The following is a 20,997-nucleotide window of genomic DNA, read 5'->3' on the forward strand; positions in this document are numbered from 1 at the left end:
TCAAATTCCTCCTCTCTCTATCATAAGCTGTTTTACTTTCGCTATCGCTTTTGCTGGGTTAAGCCCTTTCGGGCAGGTTTTTGTACAATTCATTATTGTATGACAACGATACAACTTAAATGGGTCGTTTAAAGAAGCAAGTCTTTCTTCTTTCTTATTATCACGACTGTCAGCAATCCATCTATAAGCTTGCAGTAATATCGCTGGCCCTAAAAATTTATCACCATTCCACCAATAGCTTGGGCAACCAGTCGAACAGCAAGCACATAGTATACAATCAGACAGACCATCCAATTTTTTTCTATCTTCAGGAGATTGAAAGTATTCTTTATTTTGTAAGGCAGATTTATCTGTTTGTAACCAAGGTTTAATCGATTTGTATTGCTCATAAAATTGGCTTAGATCTGGCACTAGATCCTTTACTATATACATATGAGGTAGTGGATATATTTTTACTTCACCTTTTATATCATGTATAGATTTAGTGCATGCGAGAGTGTTGGTGCCATCAATATTCATTGCACAAGATCCGCATATTCCTTCTCTGCAAGAGCGTCTAAAAGTTAAGGTTGAATCTATTTCATCCTTTATTTTTATTAATGCATCAAGTACCATAGGGCCACAATTATCCATATCGATAAAAAATGTGTCTATTCTTGGATTTTTATCATCATCAGCAGACCAACGATAAATTTGAAATCTTCTAATATTTTTTGCTCCAGTAGGAGTAGGATAAACCTTGCCCTTTTTATTAACTTTAGAATTTTTTGGTAAAGAAAACTGAACCATATTGCTTACCTTTTACAGCTAAAACCCCTTTTTTGTAAATAACATATTTTGGTATTATCTACCATACTTTTCCTTTTCAAATTCAAGCAAAGCTAAAATCTTGCTCTCTAAACTTTTCATTATAATTTCTTCATCTTCTTTTTGATGATCATAGCCAAGTAAATGCAGCAATCCATGAACTAACATGTGTGCAGTGTGAGTGAGGATAGATATACAGTACTCATGAGACTCTCTTTCTATTGTATCTACTGCAATTGCTATGTCTCCTAGATCACATTCACTAGATAACTGTTCGCATGGAAATGATAGTACATTAGTTGGCTTATCTATTTCTCTAAACTTAAGATTAAGTTGATGTAGCAAGTTATCATCAGCGAGAGCTATTGATATATTTGGTTTATAATGATCTATTTTTAATTCTTTTAGAGAAGCGTTAATAATATTTAATACAAAACTCTGTGGGTCCTTCGTAATACTATGCCACCTCTTATCAAGAATATTTACTTCTAACATGAATAAAGCACCAGAAAGGACATTATCCCATCACTTGACATTGGAACCCAAAAAAGAAGAATTATAGACCATCGTATCATACACACAACTATACGAATATTGTACACTAGAAGTATGTCATCCCAGTGCTCCGACATTGGGATCCAGGAATTCTGATTAGACATTAGGTGAGTGAATATAAAAGCTATATTAAAACACAACATTTTTAATGTGGTTGCATTACAGCTGGATTCCAGTGTCAAGCACTGCTTTGTGTTTGATGAAAAATTTGCTACTTCGAAACAAACACTCATACAGCTGTATGTTGTGTGCTGAGGTAATATTGTTTGGCAACAGGTATTACACATCACTCATCCTTATTATTTCATTCCACTCAGTCTCTAAAACTGGAGAAACTGATAAACGTGATTGTTTTAATATAACCATATTTTTCAAAAGTGGGTTTTGTTTTATACTGTTTAACGTCACTTGGTTACTTAAAGGTTTCAAAAATTTTACATTCACTAGTCCAAATTTGGAATTATAAACATGATAGTACTCCTTTAATACTTCAACTATTCCAAGTATAACTCTCTCTTTACCTGTATGATAAAAAAATGCAAGATCGCCTAATTTCATAGCTCTCATGTAATTTTGAGCTTGATAATTGCATACACCATTCCACTGCGTCACCTGCTCCTTTCCCATTTTCTGCCACGAGTATTCACTTGGTTCTGACTTGAGTAGCCAAAATTGCATTATTTCTTTCTTCTTAAATAAGCTGGTATATCATAAACATTGCTACCCCACTTAACTCTTTCGTTTGTTTGCTCAGTTGAAGCATATTCTTTTGTTTCTAATATTGGAATTTGATTATAAGGCCATTTAAAATTTTTTTCCTCTGCTGGGATCTTGTTTTGATTAACAGATGAATTGTTGTTACAGCTATCAATGCCAGTTGCAAGAACAGAAACTCTAACTCTTCCCTCCATCGCCTGATCAAAAGTAGCACCAAATATTATATTTGCATTTTCATCCACTTCTTCACGTACTCTATTGGCTGCAGCATCAACTTCAAATAAAGTCATATCTCCACCACCAGTAATATTAATCAATATTCCTTGTGCACCTTTCATTGATACATTATCAAGTAATGGATTAGATATCGCAGCCTCTGCAGCACTAATTGCCCTATCTTCTCCTTCTGCCTCTCCAGTACCAATCATTGCTTTACCCATCTCACTCATTACTGTTTCTATATCAGCAAAATCAAGGTTAATCAGTCCTGGCATGATCATCAAATCAGTTACTCCTCTTATGCCAATATGCAGAACATTATCGGCGAGTTGAAATGCGTCAGCAAATGTAGTTTTCTCGTTAGCAATTCTAAATAAATTTTGATTGGGAATGACAATAAGTGTATCTACGTATTTTTGCAACTCTTCAAGTCCAAGCTCTGCAATGCGCATACGTCGCACACCTTCAAAACCGAACGGCTTAGTTACAACTCCAACAGTCAGTATCTTTTTTTCTTTTGCTCCTTTATCTTTAACTACCGCTCTTGCTTCTCTGGCTGCTTTTGCAATTACCGGTGCAGCACCTGTTCCAGTACCACCACCCATCCCTGCTGTGATAAAGAGCATATGGCTATCTTTTATATGCTCCATAATCTCATCAATTGATTCTTCTGCTGCACCTTTACCAACATCAGGCAAAGCGCCGGCACCAAGGCCCTTAGTTAAGTTAATACCAAGTTGAATTTTTTTATCACATAACGACTTCTCTAACGCTTGAGCATCGGTATTTGCTACAACAAAATTTACCCCTTGCAAATTGGATTGGATCATGTTGTTTACAGCATTTCCGCCAGCACCACCCACTCCCACAACGGTAATCCTTGGGTGCAATATGGGTAATTCTGGTAAACTAAGGTCAATTGACATTTAAATTTTACTCAAATATTAGTGAATTCACTTGATAACAAGTTACTGCTTTTTTAACAATATGCAAACATTTTTCATTTTGATATATGCAAATAGTAAACAAGATTTACTTATTCTTAACACTAGAAATATCACTAATCAATAGACGTAGTGATTTTCGAATTTTAACCAATAGAAAAAAAAGGGATAGGTTTCTATCCCTTTTTGTTTTGTTACGCTGCACTGATGAGTGTTTCTGAAAGATTAATACTAATAACACCATCCAAGAGCGCTAATGGTGCAGTATCTGCTTTAAACTTCCAACCATTACTATCTACTTCGCAACCATCCTTGAAATTTTTCTCAAGCTTAGCAAGTTTCCCTGCCTTACTACTGTTCAGACATCCATATATAGGTGCAGTTATTAAAGCTGCTACTGCAGCAAGAACTACCAAACTAGCAATGAGTGGATGAGCAACTGCAAATGCAGACATTGCAGTAATAGCAGGACTAACAAGTGTTGCAGCTTTCGTTCCAACTGCACCAACAAAAGTTGCATAAGCTGGACTTAAGAAATAAGCAGCTGTAAGAGAAGCTACTGCTGCAATTGCCAAAGAAATACCAATTGTACTACCTTTAGTCTCTTTTACAAAATTAAGACCGTTACCATAAATTTCTCCAGCTTTCTCTCTGATTGTTTTTAATTTCGTCATAACTCTACTCCAAAAATACTAAAATTTCACTAACGACAGTATATGGCAAAAAAAGCTGCCCGTCAAGTAAATTAACTTATTTATATATTCTTATTCTGTAATTTAGTGCTTCTGCGATGTGTGCTCTTTTTATTTCCTCACTTTTTGCAAGATCTGCAATGGTTCTTGCAACTCTTAATATGCGCGCGTAACCTCGATTAGAAATGTAATTTTCTTTCAGTACGTGTTTTAGCAATTCTAACCCTTCGTGATCTGGTTCAGTGAATTTATTTAATGCTTCACCACTTACTTCTGCATTGCAATGAATATTAAATTTACTATAACGCTCAGCTTGAATTTTTCTCGCTGCTATCACCCTTCCTCTTATAACCTCGGTACTTTCTCCCTCCACAGAGATTTCAGGAGAAAGTATGCTAACGTTTGGCATTTCAATGCATATGTCTATTCTATCAAGCAATGGTCCTGATATTTTATTTCTATAATCTGTGCCGCATTTTGGAGCTTTGTTGCACGATCTACTTGCATCACCTGAGTAACCGCATCTGCAGGGATTCATTGCAGCTATAAACGCTAATTCTGGATTAAGGAAGGAAGAAAGTATAGGAAATGGAAGGCTTTTTGGATTTCAAGGAATAGGAAATGAGAGTAGAAAAGATGTGAACCAAGAAATTAACGGGAGATCTATGGCGAGTATGTTCAATTTCAAGTCTATTTTTGAGGTAGCCAAAAATCGTCTCAATGATCGACCTTTTTCTCAGCAAAATCTTTTCATGTAGTGAAATTAATGCGTTTTTCATCCCCTTTTTCACCTTGGTAACAAGTTTCAAACCGCGGTTAAACAACTCTTGGAAAAGCTCTTTTTTAATATAGCCTTTATCACCAAACAAAAGACCGGTTAATTTCTTAGTTAGGTTTGCTACAGGCTCTCTATCGTCAACATTACCTCTTGTAAGCGTAAAAGCTTGAATTTCACCTTTCTCGTTAATTATCAAATGTAGTTTAAAGCCGAAAAACCAGCCATATGTACTCTTGCTTAATTTTGCAATTCCAGCAAAAACCTTATTTCTTGATATTCTTTTTGCATGGCAAACTGCAATAGGAGTTGTATCTATGTATGAGATTCCAGTAAGTTCTGACCATCCGCAAAGGCACTGTAATAGCATGGCTAAATGCCACAAAACCCTGGGCTTTAGAGCAACAAACCTAGTGTATGAAGGCAACTTCGAAAACTCTGATTTGTAGAGCAATGTTAGGTAATGCAGGTAGAAAGCCTTAAAATTTTCACAGGGAGATTGCTGATACAGGAGGATTATTGTGATAATTTCCGAGTGTGTAATTTCTGGCACTCTTGTGGGTTTTTACCGTTTGGCAGTAGTTTATCTGCAAAATTTTTCTCTATATCTCTGCAAAAATCATCGACCAGACAAAACAGTTTTGTTATATCTTCCATGGGTAACCTCATCTATTTTTTTCTATTTGTTGAGTTTACCCTACTCTCCTGACTTTTCTATTCTCTTTTTAATCCAGAATTAGCGTTTCTAGTATATCAACTCGTATTGATTTGCTGTTACACACCCTATTCCCACCAAAACGCATTGATTTTTTCTTTCAGTCCTCGGAAAAATCTTACTTAGCTTAGCTATAGATGTTTACAAAAGAAATTCAAGTGAGTGAAGAAAGAAAAATTATTTTTGCAATACCGTAGGTACGCTCCACAATTATATTGAAGTTTTTATTGCACTCAAAACCTTCATTTTTCCTCATTTCTAGAATTATTAACGCATTATCATTTAACCAGCCTGAGTGAGCTAACTCGTCTAAAGTTGAGTTAACCAGATTGATATTATAAGGTGGATCCATAAAAACTATATCGCACTTTGAAATAGGTCTTGGTAATCCGTTAGCATTGCAACAAATTAACGTGATATCGTTCGTAATTCCAAAATCTTCTGCTGTTTTTTTAGGCAGTTGCAAATTGTAATAATCTGAATCTACCATGAATGCATGTTTAGCACCTCGAGAAAGTGCTTCAAATGAAAAAGAGCCACTTCCGCAGAATAAATCAAGTACATTTAGGTTATAAATAGGTTTTCTTGAAGAAAGTATACTAAATATTGCTTCTCGGACACTACTCATAGTGGGCCGTGCAGCTAAATTCTTGCCTGTAGTTATTTTTCTTCCACGATATTTACCCGCAATAACACGTAACATATAAAACAAGTTCGAAGTTAACTAATTATTTATAATACACATTTAATGTCAACGTAGCTTCAGCAGTCTAATAGAAAGAAGGTTGCTTGTGGAGGAACGCAAGATCAATCGCTTTTCTTTGATTTATTTTCTATACTGATTGCACGACCAATCTCGTCTTGTAAATCATCATGGTTGTTTTTTTCATCATGACCCATCCCTTCAATTCTACTTTCTAACTCTAACTTAATTAAAGTATTAATTTTCTCTATACTATCGAGGAAATTGTGACACTCTTCATCACTATATTCCTCACCAGATGCTTTTTTTTCTATAAATAGACTTTTGAGCCCTATTAGATCAGAACTCTGATCGGCATTCAACACAATACTTCTCTCTATAAAACTAAGATCTGATAGTAACAAACTAACCTCTAATAGATCTTCACTTTCAATGTTTGCAAGATTATCAAGACTGTCTAAAATATTAGACATCTTAAGCCTTTCTTGTGCAATCTCTTTGTCTTCCTTATCAAATTCAGACAATAAACCATGATTATCTACAAATTTCTCACTCAAAGCTTCATTCAATTTAGCAAAATTGACATCCTTGTCAAGTGATGTGTTATCCCGCAACAAGTCTACCCTTGCCCTACGCGCATTTAAAATGTCGTCGTAGTCATTTAACTTTATGTTGCCATCTTTGTCTTGCTGCAATTTATAATAATCAAGGCCTTTGAAATTTTTATTAGTCTTCATCTTCAATCCTCTTCTCATCTCCTTTTGCATCTGGTTTCCTCATTGGTTCCGGTAATTTCCTTTTACTGTCTTCTCGATTTCTTTTTTCCTCTCTTTCAGCACGTTTTTTTATAGCTTCCTGGGTATTCATTTCAAAAAGTGCCTTAACGTACTCTTCTGGATTTTTTGGTTCTTTAAATAAAGGCTTAAGATTATAAACTTCGTCTTTTCGATCTCTTTCTTCTTTTCTTCTAGCTCTTTCAGCACGTTTTTCTACAGCTTCTGGAGTGTTCATTTCAAAAAGTGGTGAGAGGTTGTAAACTTTATCTTGATTTCTTCTGCCTTCTCTTTCAGCACGTTTTTCCATACCTTCAAAAGCAGATCCAAAATCATCAATTTCATCTGAACCTTTTGGTTCCGTGCCTAAATTTCGTGTCACTTCATTTGATTGATCAGGCTTATCTTCTTCTGTTGGCTGATCATGCTGTAGTTGATTAGGCTTGTCTTCTTGTTCTGTGCTTAGTTCTCGTACTACCTTATCTGGCTGACCTCCCCCTCGTAGTCGAAGAGGGTCGCCTTCTTCTAGTGGCTGATCATGGTTATTTCTTACTAGTTCCGTGCCTAACTCTCGTTCTACCTTATTTGATTGATCAGGATTGTCTTCTTCTGGTTCTCTCTTGCGGCCAATAGTGTAGTCATGAAGCTTCTCAAGAAATTCCCGTCTATATGTTTTTGCTCTATAGAGTAGATTATGCTGGTAACCATCCTTTTCTCCTGTAGCAGGGTTAATTCCTATAGAGTCGAGACCATGTTCCCAAGTAAACTTCATAGCATCTTCTATTGTATAGCCCAAATGTGATCCTACATATCCTTTATAATATTCTAAATATTTATCAATTCTTCTATGTGCAATATCTTCTTTATCAACTCCAAACGCCCTGTAGATTTTTTCCTCAAGCTTATCAACATCATTTTTAGGTGATGTTGCAAATTTTGTTGCTTCAATAGTAGCACCTACAAGCTTACGTGGCACATTAATAGCATATTTCAGCACACCCCCAACTCTTGGTATTCTACCTAGCAAATTAGCTGTACCTCCAGCTAATCTGTCCGGTGCATGAGTAGCCCAATTACCTAAAGACTCTAGCCCTCCACCAATTTTATCTTGCATCTGTTGTTTTAATCCCTGCATTAAACCAGTCACAGGTGATGCTTGATACATACTAGATATATTGTAAACACCAAACCCACCACCGGCAATGCTTGAGCCCATCTGTTGTACAAACTCCTTCAAAGAAAACATCAAAAACGAAAGCAAGAACAATACAAAGATCTCTCCTGCGTTGATTAAATAACCTCTCTGTATGTCTTGCACCCTTTGGTAATCACTATTTTCTTTATAATTTTTGCAATCCTCACAATCTTTACATTTCTGACAGTATTCACTGTTGGGATCCTTATATAAATCATGAAGTTTCAGTATTCTACAACCTTGTTTTTTTATCGCACTCCGCACTAAAGATCTTATTTCATTAATTATTTCCCTATAACTATTGCATTTATTTATATCTTGACAGTAGCGTTTTATTATTTCACTAACATCACCTATCCTTTTCTCTATATTGTTGATCAGTAATATAATGTCAGCCCTCTCTGATGCATGAGATAAACTATTTGTTAAGCGTACTAGATCTTTTGCACTACAGCCATTACTAACTATCATATCTCTTTCCGCAACATAGTGGTCTGCTGGATTATCTTTAGTTCCAGGAATTGGATTAAAGAAAGGATAATCTATATAACGAAAACCTTTATTAATGTAATCTGGTGGAAGAGGGATATATCCAGCGCCACCAGTAAACTTTACTGTACCACCTATTCTGCTTAGTTTTTCTATACCTTCTATATTCTTATCTACGTTCAATGTAGAAGCCTCTCCAATAGCATAAGGTACAAAAATTTGCCCTGGAGTCCAGCTAAAGTATTCTTTATCAATTATACAAAAACCACCAAATACCCATTTTGGAGCACATAACTTTATTTCAAGCCATTTATTATAGCACACAGTAAAGCCTAACTGTTTATAAAAGGTATTCATTATCATCGCAGCAAGTAATGACAGCAGGGTAAATATCATAATTGATTGCAAACAGAAACTAATACAGAATTTTATCCAACCCTCAAATAGACTTTTCAGTGGTGAAAATAAAATAGAGATTAGGAATAGCGGCATTATAGCTACAAGAAAAGCTATACCCATAAAACCAGAAAGGAATATTATGTAAGCATACATACACAGCAGGAAATATAAGACAATCCCTATAAAAATTGCCGGTATCATAAGGAGACTTGCCCACATTTGATAATGTAAAAATGCTGCAAACTTTTTCCAAACAGAGTAAGCAAAAAACTTATTAAACATATCCTCCATGAAGCTAAACAATTTAGCTTCATTTCCTTGAGCAACGTTTGAATTACCTCCGGTGTTCATGTTGGGAGCAAAATTAGTAATTATGCTTATCAATTGTTCAAGACCTTTAACAAATAAAACAAGAAAATGATCATAGAAAAATCTAAAACTTCCAGGAGATATAAGCACTATTACTAGAGTGATTTTCATCATTCTGATGAGCATATCATGCTTAGTTTCTCTTATCATTCCAAAAAGATAAAGAAGCGATGAAATCACTATAAATAGAACAAGCAAGGAAAGAACAAAATTGTGAAAGCTCGTACTTTTTTCAGCTATATTTTGAAATATCGCTTGTGCAGCTGCAGGATCATTGCTATCAAAATGCTTTTTACAATTTTCGTTAATCAATAATACACATTTTAGATAGTTATAAATGTAATCAAAAAATCCAAAGTTACTTGGTTTCTGCACTCCGCTCAAAAATTCAAAAGAGTAGCCACCTGCATTATCTAGATAATATCTATCTAATATCTTTACATATATTTTCCATCCTTTTTCTAACCTCACCGTATTACAACTCCTGTCCTGTAATGTGGTGTTATCTCTGTCTAAAGTAAAAAGCCCACTTCCATCTTCCGCTACGGAATTGTAACCTAGATGTACAGTAGGAGACTCAGGGTTACGCATGGATTTTAAATTTTCGTTAGGACTAGAATCGCTAGGCCTTTTAAATAAAAGATAAGCACCATGGCCGTTAGTAAACCAACATGGAGCACCACGTGATACTGTATTTGCGCTATCATCTTCATTAATGCACTTGCAATTTACAGTGCAACTTGCATTAGGCTTACTTGAAAATTTTTGTATGCTAGGTTTATAATCATTACAAACCAAGTGAAAGTCAGGCAGACTGTTGTCACCTTCCCCTCTTTTAAATTTGGTTGCATATTTTAACTGCTCCAAACTTTCCAAACTATAACTACTTTGAGATTTCTTCTTATTACTATTGCTCCAAGATGTCCATGCACCATTTACTCGTACTACTAAACTATCTCCATTGGTTTCAAGGCCGGTATCCTTCCACTCCACTACTTGATTAGGGTGAAAACCATAATTGATTTCTCCGGTTTCAGGATCAATAGGTTCTCCACTTTCACCTTTTGGAAAAAACGCATAATGACCGATTGGAAAATGAGCACCAATTGCAATGGGTTCAGGACCAAAATAATCAGCAGATATACATCTTGGAAAAGGCATATCATCCTTACTACAACCTGTAACCAGAACACAGATTACCAAAATTAATAACCTAAACCAACATTTGCCTAAGCGTGATTGCATACCTAAACTTTTTCCAATACAGAATAAATTTCTAAAACCTTACTTCAAATATCTTTTTAATTAGTTACTCCATATATCTCATCAATCTTCCTTGACTTGTCCTTTTGTTTTATCAGAATCCTTTTGCTTATCTGGCTGGCTTAGTGTTTCAGATTTGCTCATTTCTCTCCAGCATTCCCTTTCCCATCTGCTTGCTTTGGTGTATCAGGCAATTTAGCTTCAATTTTGCTACGATCTTTACTCATTCCCTGCTTGATGTTATGTATCATATTTTGGGTTCTATCATCAAGGCCAACAGTTGACAGCATAGCTTGTGATGCGCTCCTAGAAATATGACTAACACTTTGAGCAACTCCATAACCAGAGCTGAACAACGCCTGCGCCATAGTTTCTGATATAGAAACAAAAGCTTCCATTGCACTAGCAATGATGAGATATATAAATGCCTGGATTAGATCTATAGGTAATGCTGCAAAGTGCCCACCAGCCCTTTCTCCAGTACCGAGCGCAACATCAACACTAGTACCAGGACTATACCCAAGAGGTAATATTGATTTCATAAGACACAGATCATACGATAAAAAATTTACACTAATTAAGCATTGATAGCATGCAGAAAAATTTGTGAGGTTGTATAGAACTGAATACATTAACTGGTTTAAAAGAGACAAGGATGAAAATAAAATGACTGGTTGCAATGAAACATGAGCCAGCGTTTTTATCCAATTATCAAATAATGTTTTAGTTTGTTGAAATAGAATAAATACGATAAATAAAGGTGCCAATGACAATAAAAATGCCACTAAAACAGTAGATATTACATACTTAAACGTAGCACTAATAATGCATCTTAAAAACACAAAAGTAGCATAAAGTATTGCCAAAAATGCAATAAAGCCAAAAGGTCCTGATAGCATTAAAGATAAAAATTTCAGCCATGTTTCTCCTGTAAATAATACTCCCGCTGTTAAATCTAAGAATGCAAATTTTTTACCTCCTTCTCCTATATAGCCAGAAAAACTATCAACTAAATAAATGCTACCCCCAACAAAAAGCCCAGACAAAGTTGTACCAAAGAATTCCCAACTTCTATCACTAAAAGCAAAAGCTATAAATGCTATTTTAAATATTCTTATAATAAAATCGAATTTACTTAATTGTATTGTTCCAAGCATATAGCCAACAACAGTAAATATAACGTATAGAATAAGCAAAGCTCTTATTCCTTGTAGAAGCCCCTTTCTATATCCTTCATATGGAATTTTAATTCCGTCTTCACTCCCGTCTGTTATGAAATCAAAAATCTTGTTTACAGTTGATGAAATCAAATCGTTTATTTTTCTTTTTAAAAATAAATTTACTGTGTATTTGTTATCTTCATAATATTTGCTATCTTTATCCGTAATATCATCTTTCTCTACGTTTTCTACATTAATACCAAAATATATTTTCTTAGACTCTTCATTTACCAAATGACTTCCATCTATTATGTAATAGTCTACATTATCCTCTGTTATTTTATCTAACTTCCTTACTTTTTTGAAATTATTAGTCTTTCGAACGGATGGATCTCCTGGCGGGCTATCACCCAAGTACATATACAATTTTTTGCCACTATCGAAGTTACATGATCTAGTTACTTCAACATGATATCCACCTCTATGAAGAAAGTAATTGCCATTGCTTGCTATAGCAAGCATTACACTACTACCAGGTGTTATACCTTTTATTTTATAATCATGATTTAATCTCAGAGAGTAATCTTCAAATTTATAATTAATCTGTGAACATACATTATCTCCTTTCGCACCTTTCTCATTTGGAAAACATTGAATACCTTTAGCAGTATCCTGATCATCAAAATCGCCAATTTTTGCAACAAGAGCTTCGGCCCAAGAAATATCTCCTCTGTCCTCTTTGAAGTTTAATTTAGAATTTGATATTAAATTAATGTCAATCTGCTTAGAATCCCTCTTATTTTCTTCAATCTTTTTTAGTTCATCCTCAATACCTTTAAGGTGAGAATACATGTCACATGTATTTCCTTTATCATACTTCTCATACCTTATAGAAGAGACGCAATTCTCCCCTATACCTTTTGCGTTGTAACATATATTCTGATAGTAACAATTAAGTTCATAAGAACTGTACTTGTTCAGCTCATTAAAATCACACCTTTTCCCATTACATAATTCATTCAGTCCTATTTTAGTTCGTCGTAGATCTAACAACGCACCATTTATCCATGAATTTTGAATATAATCCTTATTAAAATGTACCATATTATCATATGGAGTGTAGCCATTGCCAACTAGCACTCTTCTTTTATTCATTTCTTCTTTATTCAGCGGCGGAAATTCTACTACAGTTCTTTTACCACTTTCTCCACAAAAGAACTTTCCTCCGTTTAGCATATCTCTTATTGTAGCTCTGTCTTTTTCATCCCCTTTTTCAGTTCTATAGCAATTATCATCAAAACTGATACCTTTTCCTTGTGGATTGTCATAATCAATCGTTATCTCTCTGGGAACTAAGCTAAAGCTTAACTTATCACCAGGATTTGCTTTAATTCCAGTATCTACATAACGTCTATTGCTATAGAATTCATTATTTCCAAAGCCTATATCCCCACATATTTCTCGTTCATCAAGACTAGCATTATCAGTTAACTTACTACTGTAATTTGGTATTAAATCATTAGCACAAAATACAGCGGGGACAAGTACTCTCTTTAGATTTTTCCCTTCTTTAAGAGGACAAAGATTTGCTGACCCACCAAGAGTAAATTTGATTTTCTCATCCTTGCTAATTACTTGACCAGAATCAACCCAATGAATTTTAACTCCTTCGCCAGCTTCACGAACTGGAACGTCTATACTGACACTAGTATTTCTGCTCTGCAACCCAGGTTCAACACAATCGATTGTGCAGCCAGTAATTACAAGACATAGTATCAATAATAATGATTTTCTGCTCATCATTGATTTCCTGTGTTTGTCGGTATTTTAGGTGCTGATCTTTGAGCTGATTGTGGTATTTGAGGTCTTCGACTTGGTGTACCAGATTGCTGACCTGCTCTTCTTTGGACACTTTGTTCATCTAAACCTACTGTTCCCATTAAGCTTTGCTGATATTGCCTTCCTGGTTCGCTTGCCACATAAACACCAAACAACGAATCAGATATTGTTGAAGATGCCTCAACTAAAGCTTTCATGGCATGTCCCAAAATCACAAAAGCCATTATAGCTGTGATGTTAGGTGCATGTTTGGAAGCATAACCATAAAGAATACAAGGATTAAAAATCTTTAAGTTAAGATTAAGTATACATGTAGGGCAGACCTCAAAATTAAAGACCGAATACACAATATAATCCATAACCTGGCTTATTAATGATATAAAAATTAAAAGCACTACCGGATGAATTGCAAATCTTGCTAAATTTTTGACCCAATTGTGAAACATCTGTCTAGTATATCCAAATAGAAGGTAAATAATAAAAAGAGGCGCCAAGGAAAGCAATAATGCAACTATTGCTATAGATGTAATAAAAGAAAATAAGGCGTTAAACATCGATAAGCTCACTGTTATCAAACCCCAAATCACCAAGCAAAACGATACAATACCCAAAGGACCGGAGAATATAAGAGATATTATTAGTAACACTGAGTGTGCTGATAAAAACCTATTGAGCGGTAAATCAAGAAATTCAAAAACATTTGATGTTGTACCTCTGAAATTTGCTATTTCTATTAACTGTTTTGGAGCATTAACAAAAATAGAAAATGCATTGTTATAAAAAAAACTCCAACTGTTATCGTTCAGCAATTGGGTAATAACTCCTATCTTTACACATATAATTAAAAATTCATATATAGAAGCATGAGATAATCCAAAAAAGTAATAAAGGGTGTATAAAACTATATATAATACTAATAACGACACTATTGTAGATCTGATGGTATTTGTTCTATTTGATGCTACAAAACTTTGATAAAGAGACTTCACAGGGCTAGTATCAGAGTGAATCGCGTTAGTGTCTTTGTAGTTAGAACCGAAAAATGCAGTTTTTACTTTTTCATCAAAAAAATTATATATCGCACTAAAAGTTCTTACAGGTGGCTCTTTAGTTGTAAGGTTAATGCTAAATTGACCTTCATTTTTCTTATAATCACACCCATGATCTCTTATTCCGTAATATATAGTGCCACTCTTGTCCTTTAGCTTTTCTTTTAAGCCTTCCATATATTGAGTATTATAAACTTTGCTAATGTCTACAGGTATATCTCCCTGAATTTCATCAGGGTTGTGCTCGGGAAATTTGTCAGAAACATGTATATATAAGCTTTTTTCTAAATTAGGGATTCTTGTTACTCTTATGTTGAAACCACCTTTATCTCTGCTATCACCCAACTTGAAAATTAACTTTGATGTTTGATGGTCATTACTTATCTTGTGATCACAATTAGTACATAAACCACCGCTAGGAATGTGTTCAAGATTTTCACTATCCATATAAACATTTAAGAATGAAACGTCAGTTTTTACTTCTGCATTCTTTAAAACATTATCAATAATCTCAGTATTAACAGATTTGCCACTAGAGTTAGTTGAAGCGTTAGTAATGGATCCAAATATTTCATCTTCTATATCATTGTATTCAACATGCACACAATTACTGTCACGGCTACCGGAAGAAAACTTACATATCTTTCTACAGAGTAAATTTAAAATGCGCGTATCCATCTTACTTTTCTGATCGCTTGAAAGCTTGCTGCAGTCTATATTTTCTCCCTGCTTTATAGAGTTAATATTTTCAATCTCCTTTCTTTTTTCTTCTTGGTCTGGTTTTGAAAAATCTGAACTCCAGTACTCTTGCCCGGGAAGCCACTCTGCATTGCCTATCATGAGTTTATTAGGACATATTGTGTACTTGTATTCTCCATTTTGCCATATTGCCTGACATTCATTTTGATTTAAAACATGTGCAAAATACTCCGTCTCTCCTTCACCGCAACTCTCGTCAATTTTTTTATAGGTGACCGTGCCATGATCGTTTTTACACATTTTACTTCCAACAACACTAAAGCTTATCGCATCGCCAGCTTTAAGCGCAAACGGTAATGTAACGTTTCTTACTCCAGGTTCAATTGCAAAATCTTTATATTGCGAACAAAAATTAACCTTATTAGGTACTATATTAATCTCTGTTACTTTTATTTTATCCGAAATATAGACTCCAGAATCAACCCATTTCTGCTCTGTTGACACTATATCCAATTTCTCACGCAAGCCTGATGAATCTTCTGGCTTAATACACCCGCACCCAGATAATAAAAAGAGTATCACAAAACTTATGCATAGCTTAACCAAATTTTGGTTGCTCAAATGTTCAAACATCTGTTACTCACCTGCGCTCACTCTCCACCTGATTTTATAGATTCACTAGAGGAAGATCCCGATCCCCTATTATCATCTCCATCTCCTCCAATAGCCCCTCTTGCCTTATTTACAGCCGCAGCAGCAACTTGACCAGCACCTCCAGCAGCAGCTTTGGCAGCAGATAAAGCTTTATTCACCATTTGTGCAGGAGTGCTACCTGAACCAAGTGCTGCTCTGTGATTACCAGCAAGCTCAGCAGCCATGCCAGGAAGAACGTTTAAAAAGTGGTAAAAGAGGAATAATACTAAACACAATTTTAATAATTCTCCGATTAGAGAGCTGCCAAACTCCATGTATGTAAAGTTGAATAGACCAAGTATGCTGCTATTTTTAAAGCTATAATTTTGCATCATACATGCGAGAGTAGTTTCATTTTTATCACATTCCCCATCTTTCAATTTAAACCACTGTTTTTTCTTGCTATATGAGATTTCTGCTTGTTTCTTTTCATATGACTTGTCCGGTTGTTCATTTTTATATAACTCGTCCGGTTTAAAATTTAAATTTTTAAAATAGATTTTATCACATGCTATGAACATAAAAGATAGAAATGCAAAGAGGATAACTGGGTATAAACTGTAGGTAATTAACTCTTTTAGCCAACCATCAAAATATCCTTTAGTATGTTGAAACAAAACCATAGGAATGAATAAAGGCGATAAGATGATAATTACACTAAGCGCAACTAAAGATAAGATAAATACATAGCACATCCATAAAATAACCATCATCATCAAAATGGCCATAAATATACAGACAAGAGCTACTAAAATTTGTCCACCAGCGAAAATAATACCAATCACCGAACCTGCAACTAACAAGACAGGAGCAGCGCCAAGCAAGACCGCTAACGTTGCAACACCTCCAGTACCAATTTTGCCACCAATTCCATCTAAAGGGGCACCTAAATAGAATAAAATTCTACAATCAAGCCTATCCCAAGGAGCAAGATAGCTGTAAGATATTCTTTTTCCATCTACTTTACGCATGTATTCATAATCTTTGCCTGCTTCGTAATTACATATACCTTTGCTCTCAGATGATGCTTGCAATACTATCTCCGACAAACCATTTGAAAGTTTTGTTAATTCTCCGTAATAATGAGACATGGTACTACCTGTTGTAAAATAAATCACTAAAGCAAACTTAATAATCAACATGTACATTTCTTGAGGACTGCGAACACCACCAGACATGGCTTTTATAGAGAACAGTATTAAAGCCAAAACTAAAACAGCAGTTACGGTGTTTTTTAGCTTTTTCTGTGCTACAGATAAGAAACTGCCCTTGTTATGTCCATTTTGATCGTTAAGTGGACTGCCACTTGAATCAATACCTGCAACTAAATTATCTAACGATTCCTTAATGCATTGCACTATCATAGAAGTGATGGGAAGAGGAGCTAATGATTTACTCCCTGCCTGATTGTAGCAAGCTTCAGAGACATACTGGCTAAAACAACTGGCATTATTATAACCTACAAAAATTTTTCCCTCTCCTTTCTTTTCCCTTATAATAGTTTTGTAATCTTTGTCCTTATTTTTAGAATCATTAAGATCTTCCTCATATTCACCTGTACCATCTTTATTTTTGAATATCATCACAGATTTTTCACACATAGGAGCAAGTGGGTCAGGTGGCAATTCTGTGCATCCCATATCAACCCCTTGCGGCCAAGGAGTCATTTTGATACCAAGCATTCTCACACTTGCCAGCTCCACACACAATCTGTCCATTTTTTTTACTGCCTTGAATGTTGACCCATGTATGGTTTCGCTTTGTCCTGCTTTAAGAACTTTACATTCCAGATCACCATCAACTTTTGGAGACCATGATCCACCTTCATATCCAGTGTCCTTCTCTCTAACATCAAAGTCTGCTTTTATTGATGTATCTAACCAAAACAATCTGCTAAATGTTAAAGGATTTCTATGGCATACTTCTATATATTCACTGTATTGCACACCGTTTTTTGGCCAGTAATAACCACCAGTATTTTGGTCAGGTATGGAGTTTAAAATGCCCTTCTCTATTTTTCTAGCTACTTCTATTGATCCATTTGCCCCATCAAAACATTTAAAATATTCATCTTCCTTTTGATAATTCTTATTTGTGCAATCTGAATATTTTGAGTATTCTGATTTTGAGAATTCGAAATCTTTATACTTTCCATCATGATCACGTGCAACTGGGTGTTTAACAAAACTATGCTCACAAACAACAAGTCCTCCTATCGCCTTCCAAACCCCAACAATTGCAGCTATCATTCCAACGATAACAAGAGCAGTAAATAAACCAGCAGAAGAGACAATCAAAACAATACCAGTAAATATTGCACCAATAGCAATTGCTATCCCAGCAGCTGCTGCAGCTGTTTCAAACGCCTTACAGTCAGGATTAGAAGCACGACTAAAGCTGCCAGTAGAATTAAATCTGCTAACAAATTCCGTTTTGTCAGTGCCACTTACTGTATCTGCAAACACTGGATATGAGAGCAAAAAATCTATATTTAACAAAAATATCGCAACTAACAGTAATGACAGTTTAGTTTTAAACATTTTTCACCTTTTGATAAAACACAGGCAACCACATCTTTGGATCATCTCCGACTTCTTTCAATATATCATGTAACAATAGGACACTTTCTGCACGTCCAGATAACACGTTGACCACATCATCCAAATCTTTCAGATCTATTCTAGCTACTACAGCATTAACTCCCTGCTTTACTAAAAAGAATCTAGTACTTGGATCTGTGTGTTTGATCAGTATGTACTCACGTTCAGTTAACATAAAAACATCTCGATAGACACTAGTAGCTTTCAGATTTGGCAAAAAAATTTGTGTTGCTGTCTGCTGTACAAGCGTATCACTAATAGCACTTTTACTTGCATCTTCAACACTCTGAGTAGCAAAAACCACAAAAGCATTTAACTTTCTCAGCACTTTCAACCAGTCTTTTATCTTAGGTGCAAAAACTGGATTATCTATTAACGCCCATGCTTCATCAAGAACAATAATAGATGGAGTGCCATCAAGCGATATACTAATCCTATGAAACAAATAAATCAAGACCGGCCCAAGAGCAACAGGATCTTTTAGCAAGCTAGCCATTTCAAAGCCAAACACTCTTGCTTTTGAAAAATCTAGCAAATCTTCTTTATTGTCAAATATTGCAGCATGAGAGCCATCATCATGCCACATAGATATTGCTCCAGCTAGAGTATCAGGGCCCGCAAGTCCTAAAAATGGGACAAGATTTCTCAAAAATCTGTCTTCTTTTTTTAATTTAAAATTTCCCTCAATTGCATCATTAATTCTAGCAATATCTTCTGAAGTGAATTTATCGTTGTACACTAAAATTAAAGATTTTATCCATTCCATCAAAAATGTTTTATTATCAGGAGTATCGTCAAGTTGCAGAGGATTAAAATTCGTCTTAGTTCTTGGTTCTATTATAGTATAGATACCACCAAGTGCTCTTAAAAAAATTTCTGCACCGCGATCTTTATCAAAAAAGAATATTCTTGGAGAAAATTTCATTGCTTGAGCACATAAAAAATTCATTAAAACAGTTTTGCCAGCACCTGTTGGCCCAATTATCATAGTATGTCCAACATCCCTTATATGAAAGTTGAAGAAAAATGGAGTGCCAGATGTTGTATCAAAAACTGTAACAGCATCTCCCCAGTGGTTATTGAATTTTTTACCAGTAGGATAATTATGTTGAGATGCAAAACCGGCCAAATTAAGACTACTTATTGTACCTTTTCTTACTATATAATCAAAATTACCAGGAATTTGCGCCCAAAATGCTGGTTCTAGATTAACCCTCTCACGAACAGGATAAACACCACAATTAGAAAGCTCCGATTCAACCAATGATAAAGCATTGTCCAATGATTTAGGACTTTTTTCTATACATAAGATAGTTAAATGGTGTTCACCAAACGCAATTTTACCACTCATTGCATCATCAAGCGCATGAGAAATTTCTGCTATTTGAGAAATAGCTTTATCTGCAGATTGTATCATACGATTTTGCTGTATCTGCATTTTCGCAATTGCCATTTGCCTATTTGTAAATTGAAAAGACTGCGTGATAATAAATTCATAAGGAAGTTGTAAAAAAGAATCAAGCATTCCTGCAGAAGTATTATTTCCATATTCTTTGATACTAACTATTCCAGCATATTTACTTTCATTATGAGTCACAACCTGTATCATCTTATGGCCAAAAAATAACCTATGAACTGGTAAGTATCTTGATATTTCAGTTTTTAGTGGAAAAAGCGTATTTGTAACAAAGCCACAATTTACAACTCTAGACAGAAACTCCATTATTTCACAAAACAGTCCGTTTGGAGTTTCTTTTACTCCAAGGACTTTAGGCGAATAATTCCTAAGGCTTATTACTATACGATTTGTCGTTTCTTCTAAATCTTCATAGGTATCACGCATATCACTTTCCCAAGCATGTTTTGAAGTTACATGCCCAAATTTTTTCAGTAGATGTGATAAAAATTCTACTCCCTTTGTATCTGCCCTACGAATAATCGTAATGTATAAATCATTAATAAAAGATTGCCTAGTTGCGTGTTTTTCTCTCCATTTTAGATTTACATGGTTAGCAAAAAAATTTGGTAAACTCTGATTTGCAAATTCATCAGAAAAAATATTTTTCTTACGTCTGATGGTATGAAAGTACAAACTAAATGCTGGAGATGAAATGCTTCTTAGCATCTGATTTCTGATATTATTTTGTATCACCAACTCTTCATCATCGGCCGTTTCAAACGCAAAGCCATTTAATTTTATAAATTTAACTAACCAATTCTGCTTTGTTATCAAGGTTGTACTATTCCAATAGCAAGAATAAGGTATAAATTCGGCAGCGTGAACCTCTCTATTTAGAATAGATTTATTTTTTGATTGAATAGCTCTAAATCTCAACATTGCA

Annotated in this window: 12 protein-coding genes and 2 pseudogenes; all 14 read right to left on the reverse strand. The window is 34.9% G+C overall.

Going from position 1 to position 20,997, the window contains the following annotated elements:
- The 14 genes and pseudogenes from O1Q06_RS04160 to O1Q06_RS04225 all read right to left on the reverse strand — a co-directional run bounded on the left by O1Q06_RS04160 (position 1) and on the right by O1Q06_RS04225 (position 20,993).
- Entirely contained in the window at positions 1-789 is a 789-nt protein-coding gene (locus O1Q06_RS04160; protein WP_410543079.1) for a succinate dehydrogenase iron-sulfur subunit, read from the reverse strand.
- 54 nt (positions 790-843) lie between these two features.
- Entirely contained in the window at positions 844-1,302 is a 459-nt protein-coding gene (ybeY, locus tag O1Q06_RS04165) for an rRNA maturation RNase YbeY (protein ID WP_015587883.1), read from the reverse strand.
- Between the two features lie 339 nt (positions 1,303-1,641).
- The gene (locus O1Q06_RS04170; RefSeq protein WP_064085650.1) at positions 1,642-2,040 is read right to left on the reverse strand and encodes an EVE domain-containing protein; all 399 of its coding nucleotides are present in this window, start codon (positions 2,038-2,040) and stop codon (positions 1,642-1,644) included.
- A complete protein-coding gene (gene ftsZ / locus O1Q06_RS04175) occupies positions 2,040-3,224 on the reverse strand; it encodes a cell division protein FtsZ (RefSeq protein WP_264375783.1) in 1,185 nt (394 codons plus the stop codon). Before ftsZ ends, O1Q06_RS04170 begins: the two co-directional genes overlap by 1 nt.
- A gap of 212 nt (positions 3,225-3,436) precedes the next feature.
- The gene (locus tag O1Q06_RS04180) at positions 3,437-3,916 is read right to left on the reverse strand and encodes a hypothetical protein (protein ID WP_410543080.1); all 480 of its coding nucleotides are present in this window, start codon (positions 3,914-3,916) and stop codon (positions 3,437-3,439) included.
- 76 nt (positions 3,917-3,992) lie between these two features.
- Positions 3,993-4,517 (reverse strand): ATP-binding protein, encoded by a 525-nt coding sequence (locus O1Q06_RS04185; RefSeq protein ID WP_410543156.1) that lies wholly within the window; start codon positions 4,515-4,517, stop codon positions 3,993-3,995.
- Positions 4,498-5,366 (reverse strand): annotated as a pseudogene (locus tag O1Q06_RS04190) (IS982 family transposase). The gene O1Q06_RS04185 and the pseudogene O1Q06_RS04190 overlap by 20 nt, the downstream one beginning before the upstream one ends.
- Positions 5,367-5,578: 212 nt before the next feature.
- Positions 5,579-6,127: a 16S rRNA (guanine(966)-N(2))-methyltransferase RsmD gene (gene rsmD / locus O1Q06_RS04195; RefSeq protein ID WP_007302024.1), complete on the reverse strand. Its 549-nt coding sequence runs from the start codon at positions 6,125-6,127 to the stop codon at positions 5,579-5,581.
- A gap of 104 nt (positions 6,128-6,231) precedes the next feature.
- The gene (locus O1Q06_RS04200) at positions 6,232-6,864 is read right to left on the reverse strand and encodes a hypothetical protein (protein WP_410543081.1); all 633 of its coding nucleotides are present in this window, start codon (positions 6,862-6,864) and stop codon (positions 6,232-6,234) included.
- Positions 6,854-10,597: a type IV secretion system protein gene (locus tag O1Q06_RS04205; protein ID WP_410543082.1), complete on the reverse strand. Its 3,744-nt coding sequence runs from the start codon at positions 10,595-10,597 to the stop codon at positions 6,854-6,856. The genes O1Q06_RS04200 and O1Q06_RS04205 overlap by 11 nt, the downstream gene beginning before the upstream one ends.
- 81 nt (positions 10,598-10,678) lie before the next feature.
- Positions 10,679-13,578 (reverse strand): annotated as a pseudogene (locus O1Q06_RS04210) (type IV secretion system protein).
- On the reverse strand, positions 13,575-15,995 hold the full coding sequence (locus O1Q06_RS04215; protein WP_410543083.1) for a type IV secretion system protein: 2,421 nt from the start codon (positions 15,993-15,995) through the stop codon (positions 13,575-13,577). Before O1Q06_RS04215 ends, O1Q06_RS04210 begins: the two are co-directional and overlap by 4 nt.
- Positions 15,996-16,012: 17 nt before the next feature.
- Positions 16,013-18,595 (reverse strand): type IV secretion system protein, encoded by a 2,583-nt coding sequence (locus O1Q06_RS04220; protein ID WP_410543084.1) that lies wholly within the window; start codon positions 18,593-18,595, stop codon positions 16,013-16,015.
- A complete protein-coding gene (locus tag O1Q06_RS04225; RefSeq protein ID WP_410543085.1) occupies positions 18,588-20,993 on the reverse strand; it encodes a VirB4 family type IV secretion/conjugal transfer ATPase in 2,406 nt (801 codons plus the stop codon). The genes O1Q06_RS04220 and O1Q06_RS04225 overlap by 8 nt, the downstream gene beginning before the upstream one ends.
- Between the last annotated feature and the right edge of the window lie 4 nt (positions 20,994-20,997).

The sequence above is a fragment of the Wolbachia endosymbiont of Tetranychus urticae genome (genome assembly GCF_046529255.1).
In the GTDB taxonomy this organism is placed as follows: Bacteria; Pseudomonadota; Alphaproteobacteria; order Rickettsiales; family Anaplasmataceae; genus Wolbachia.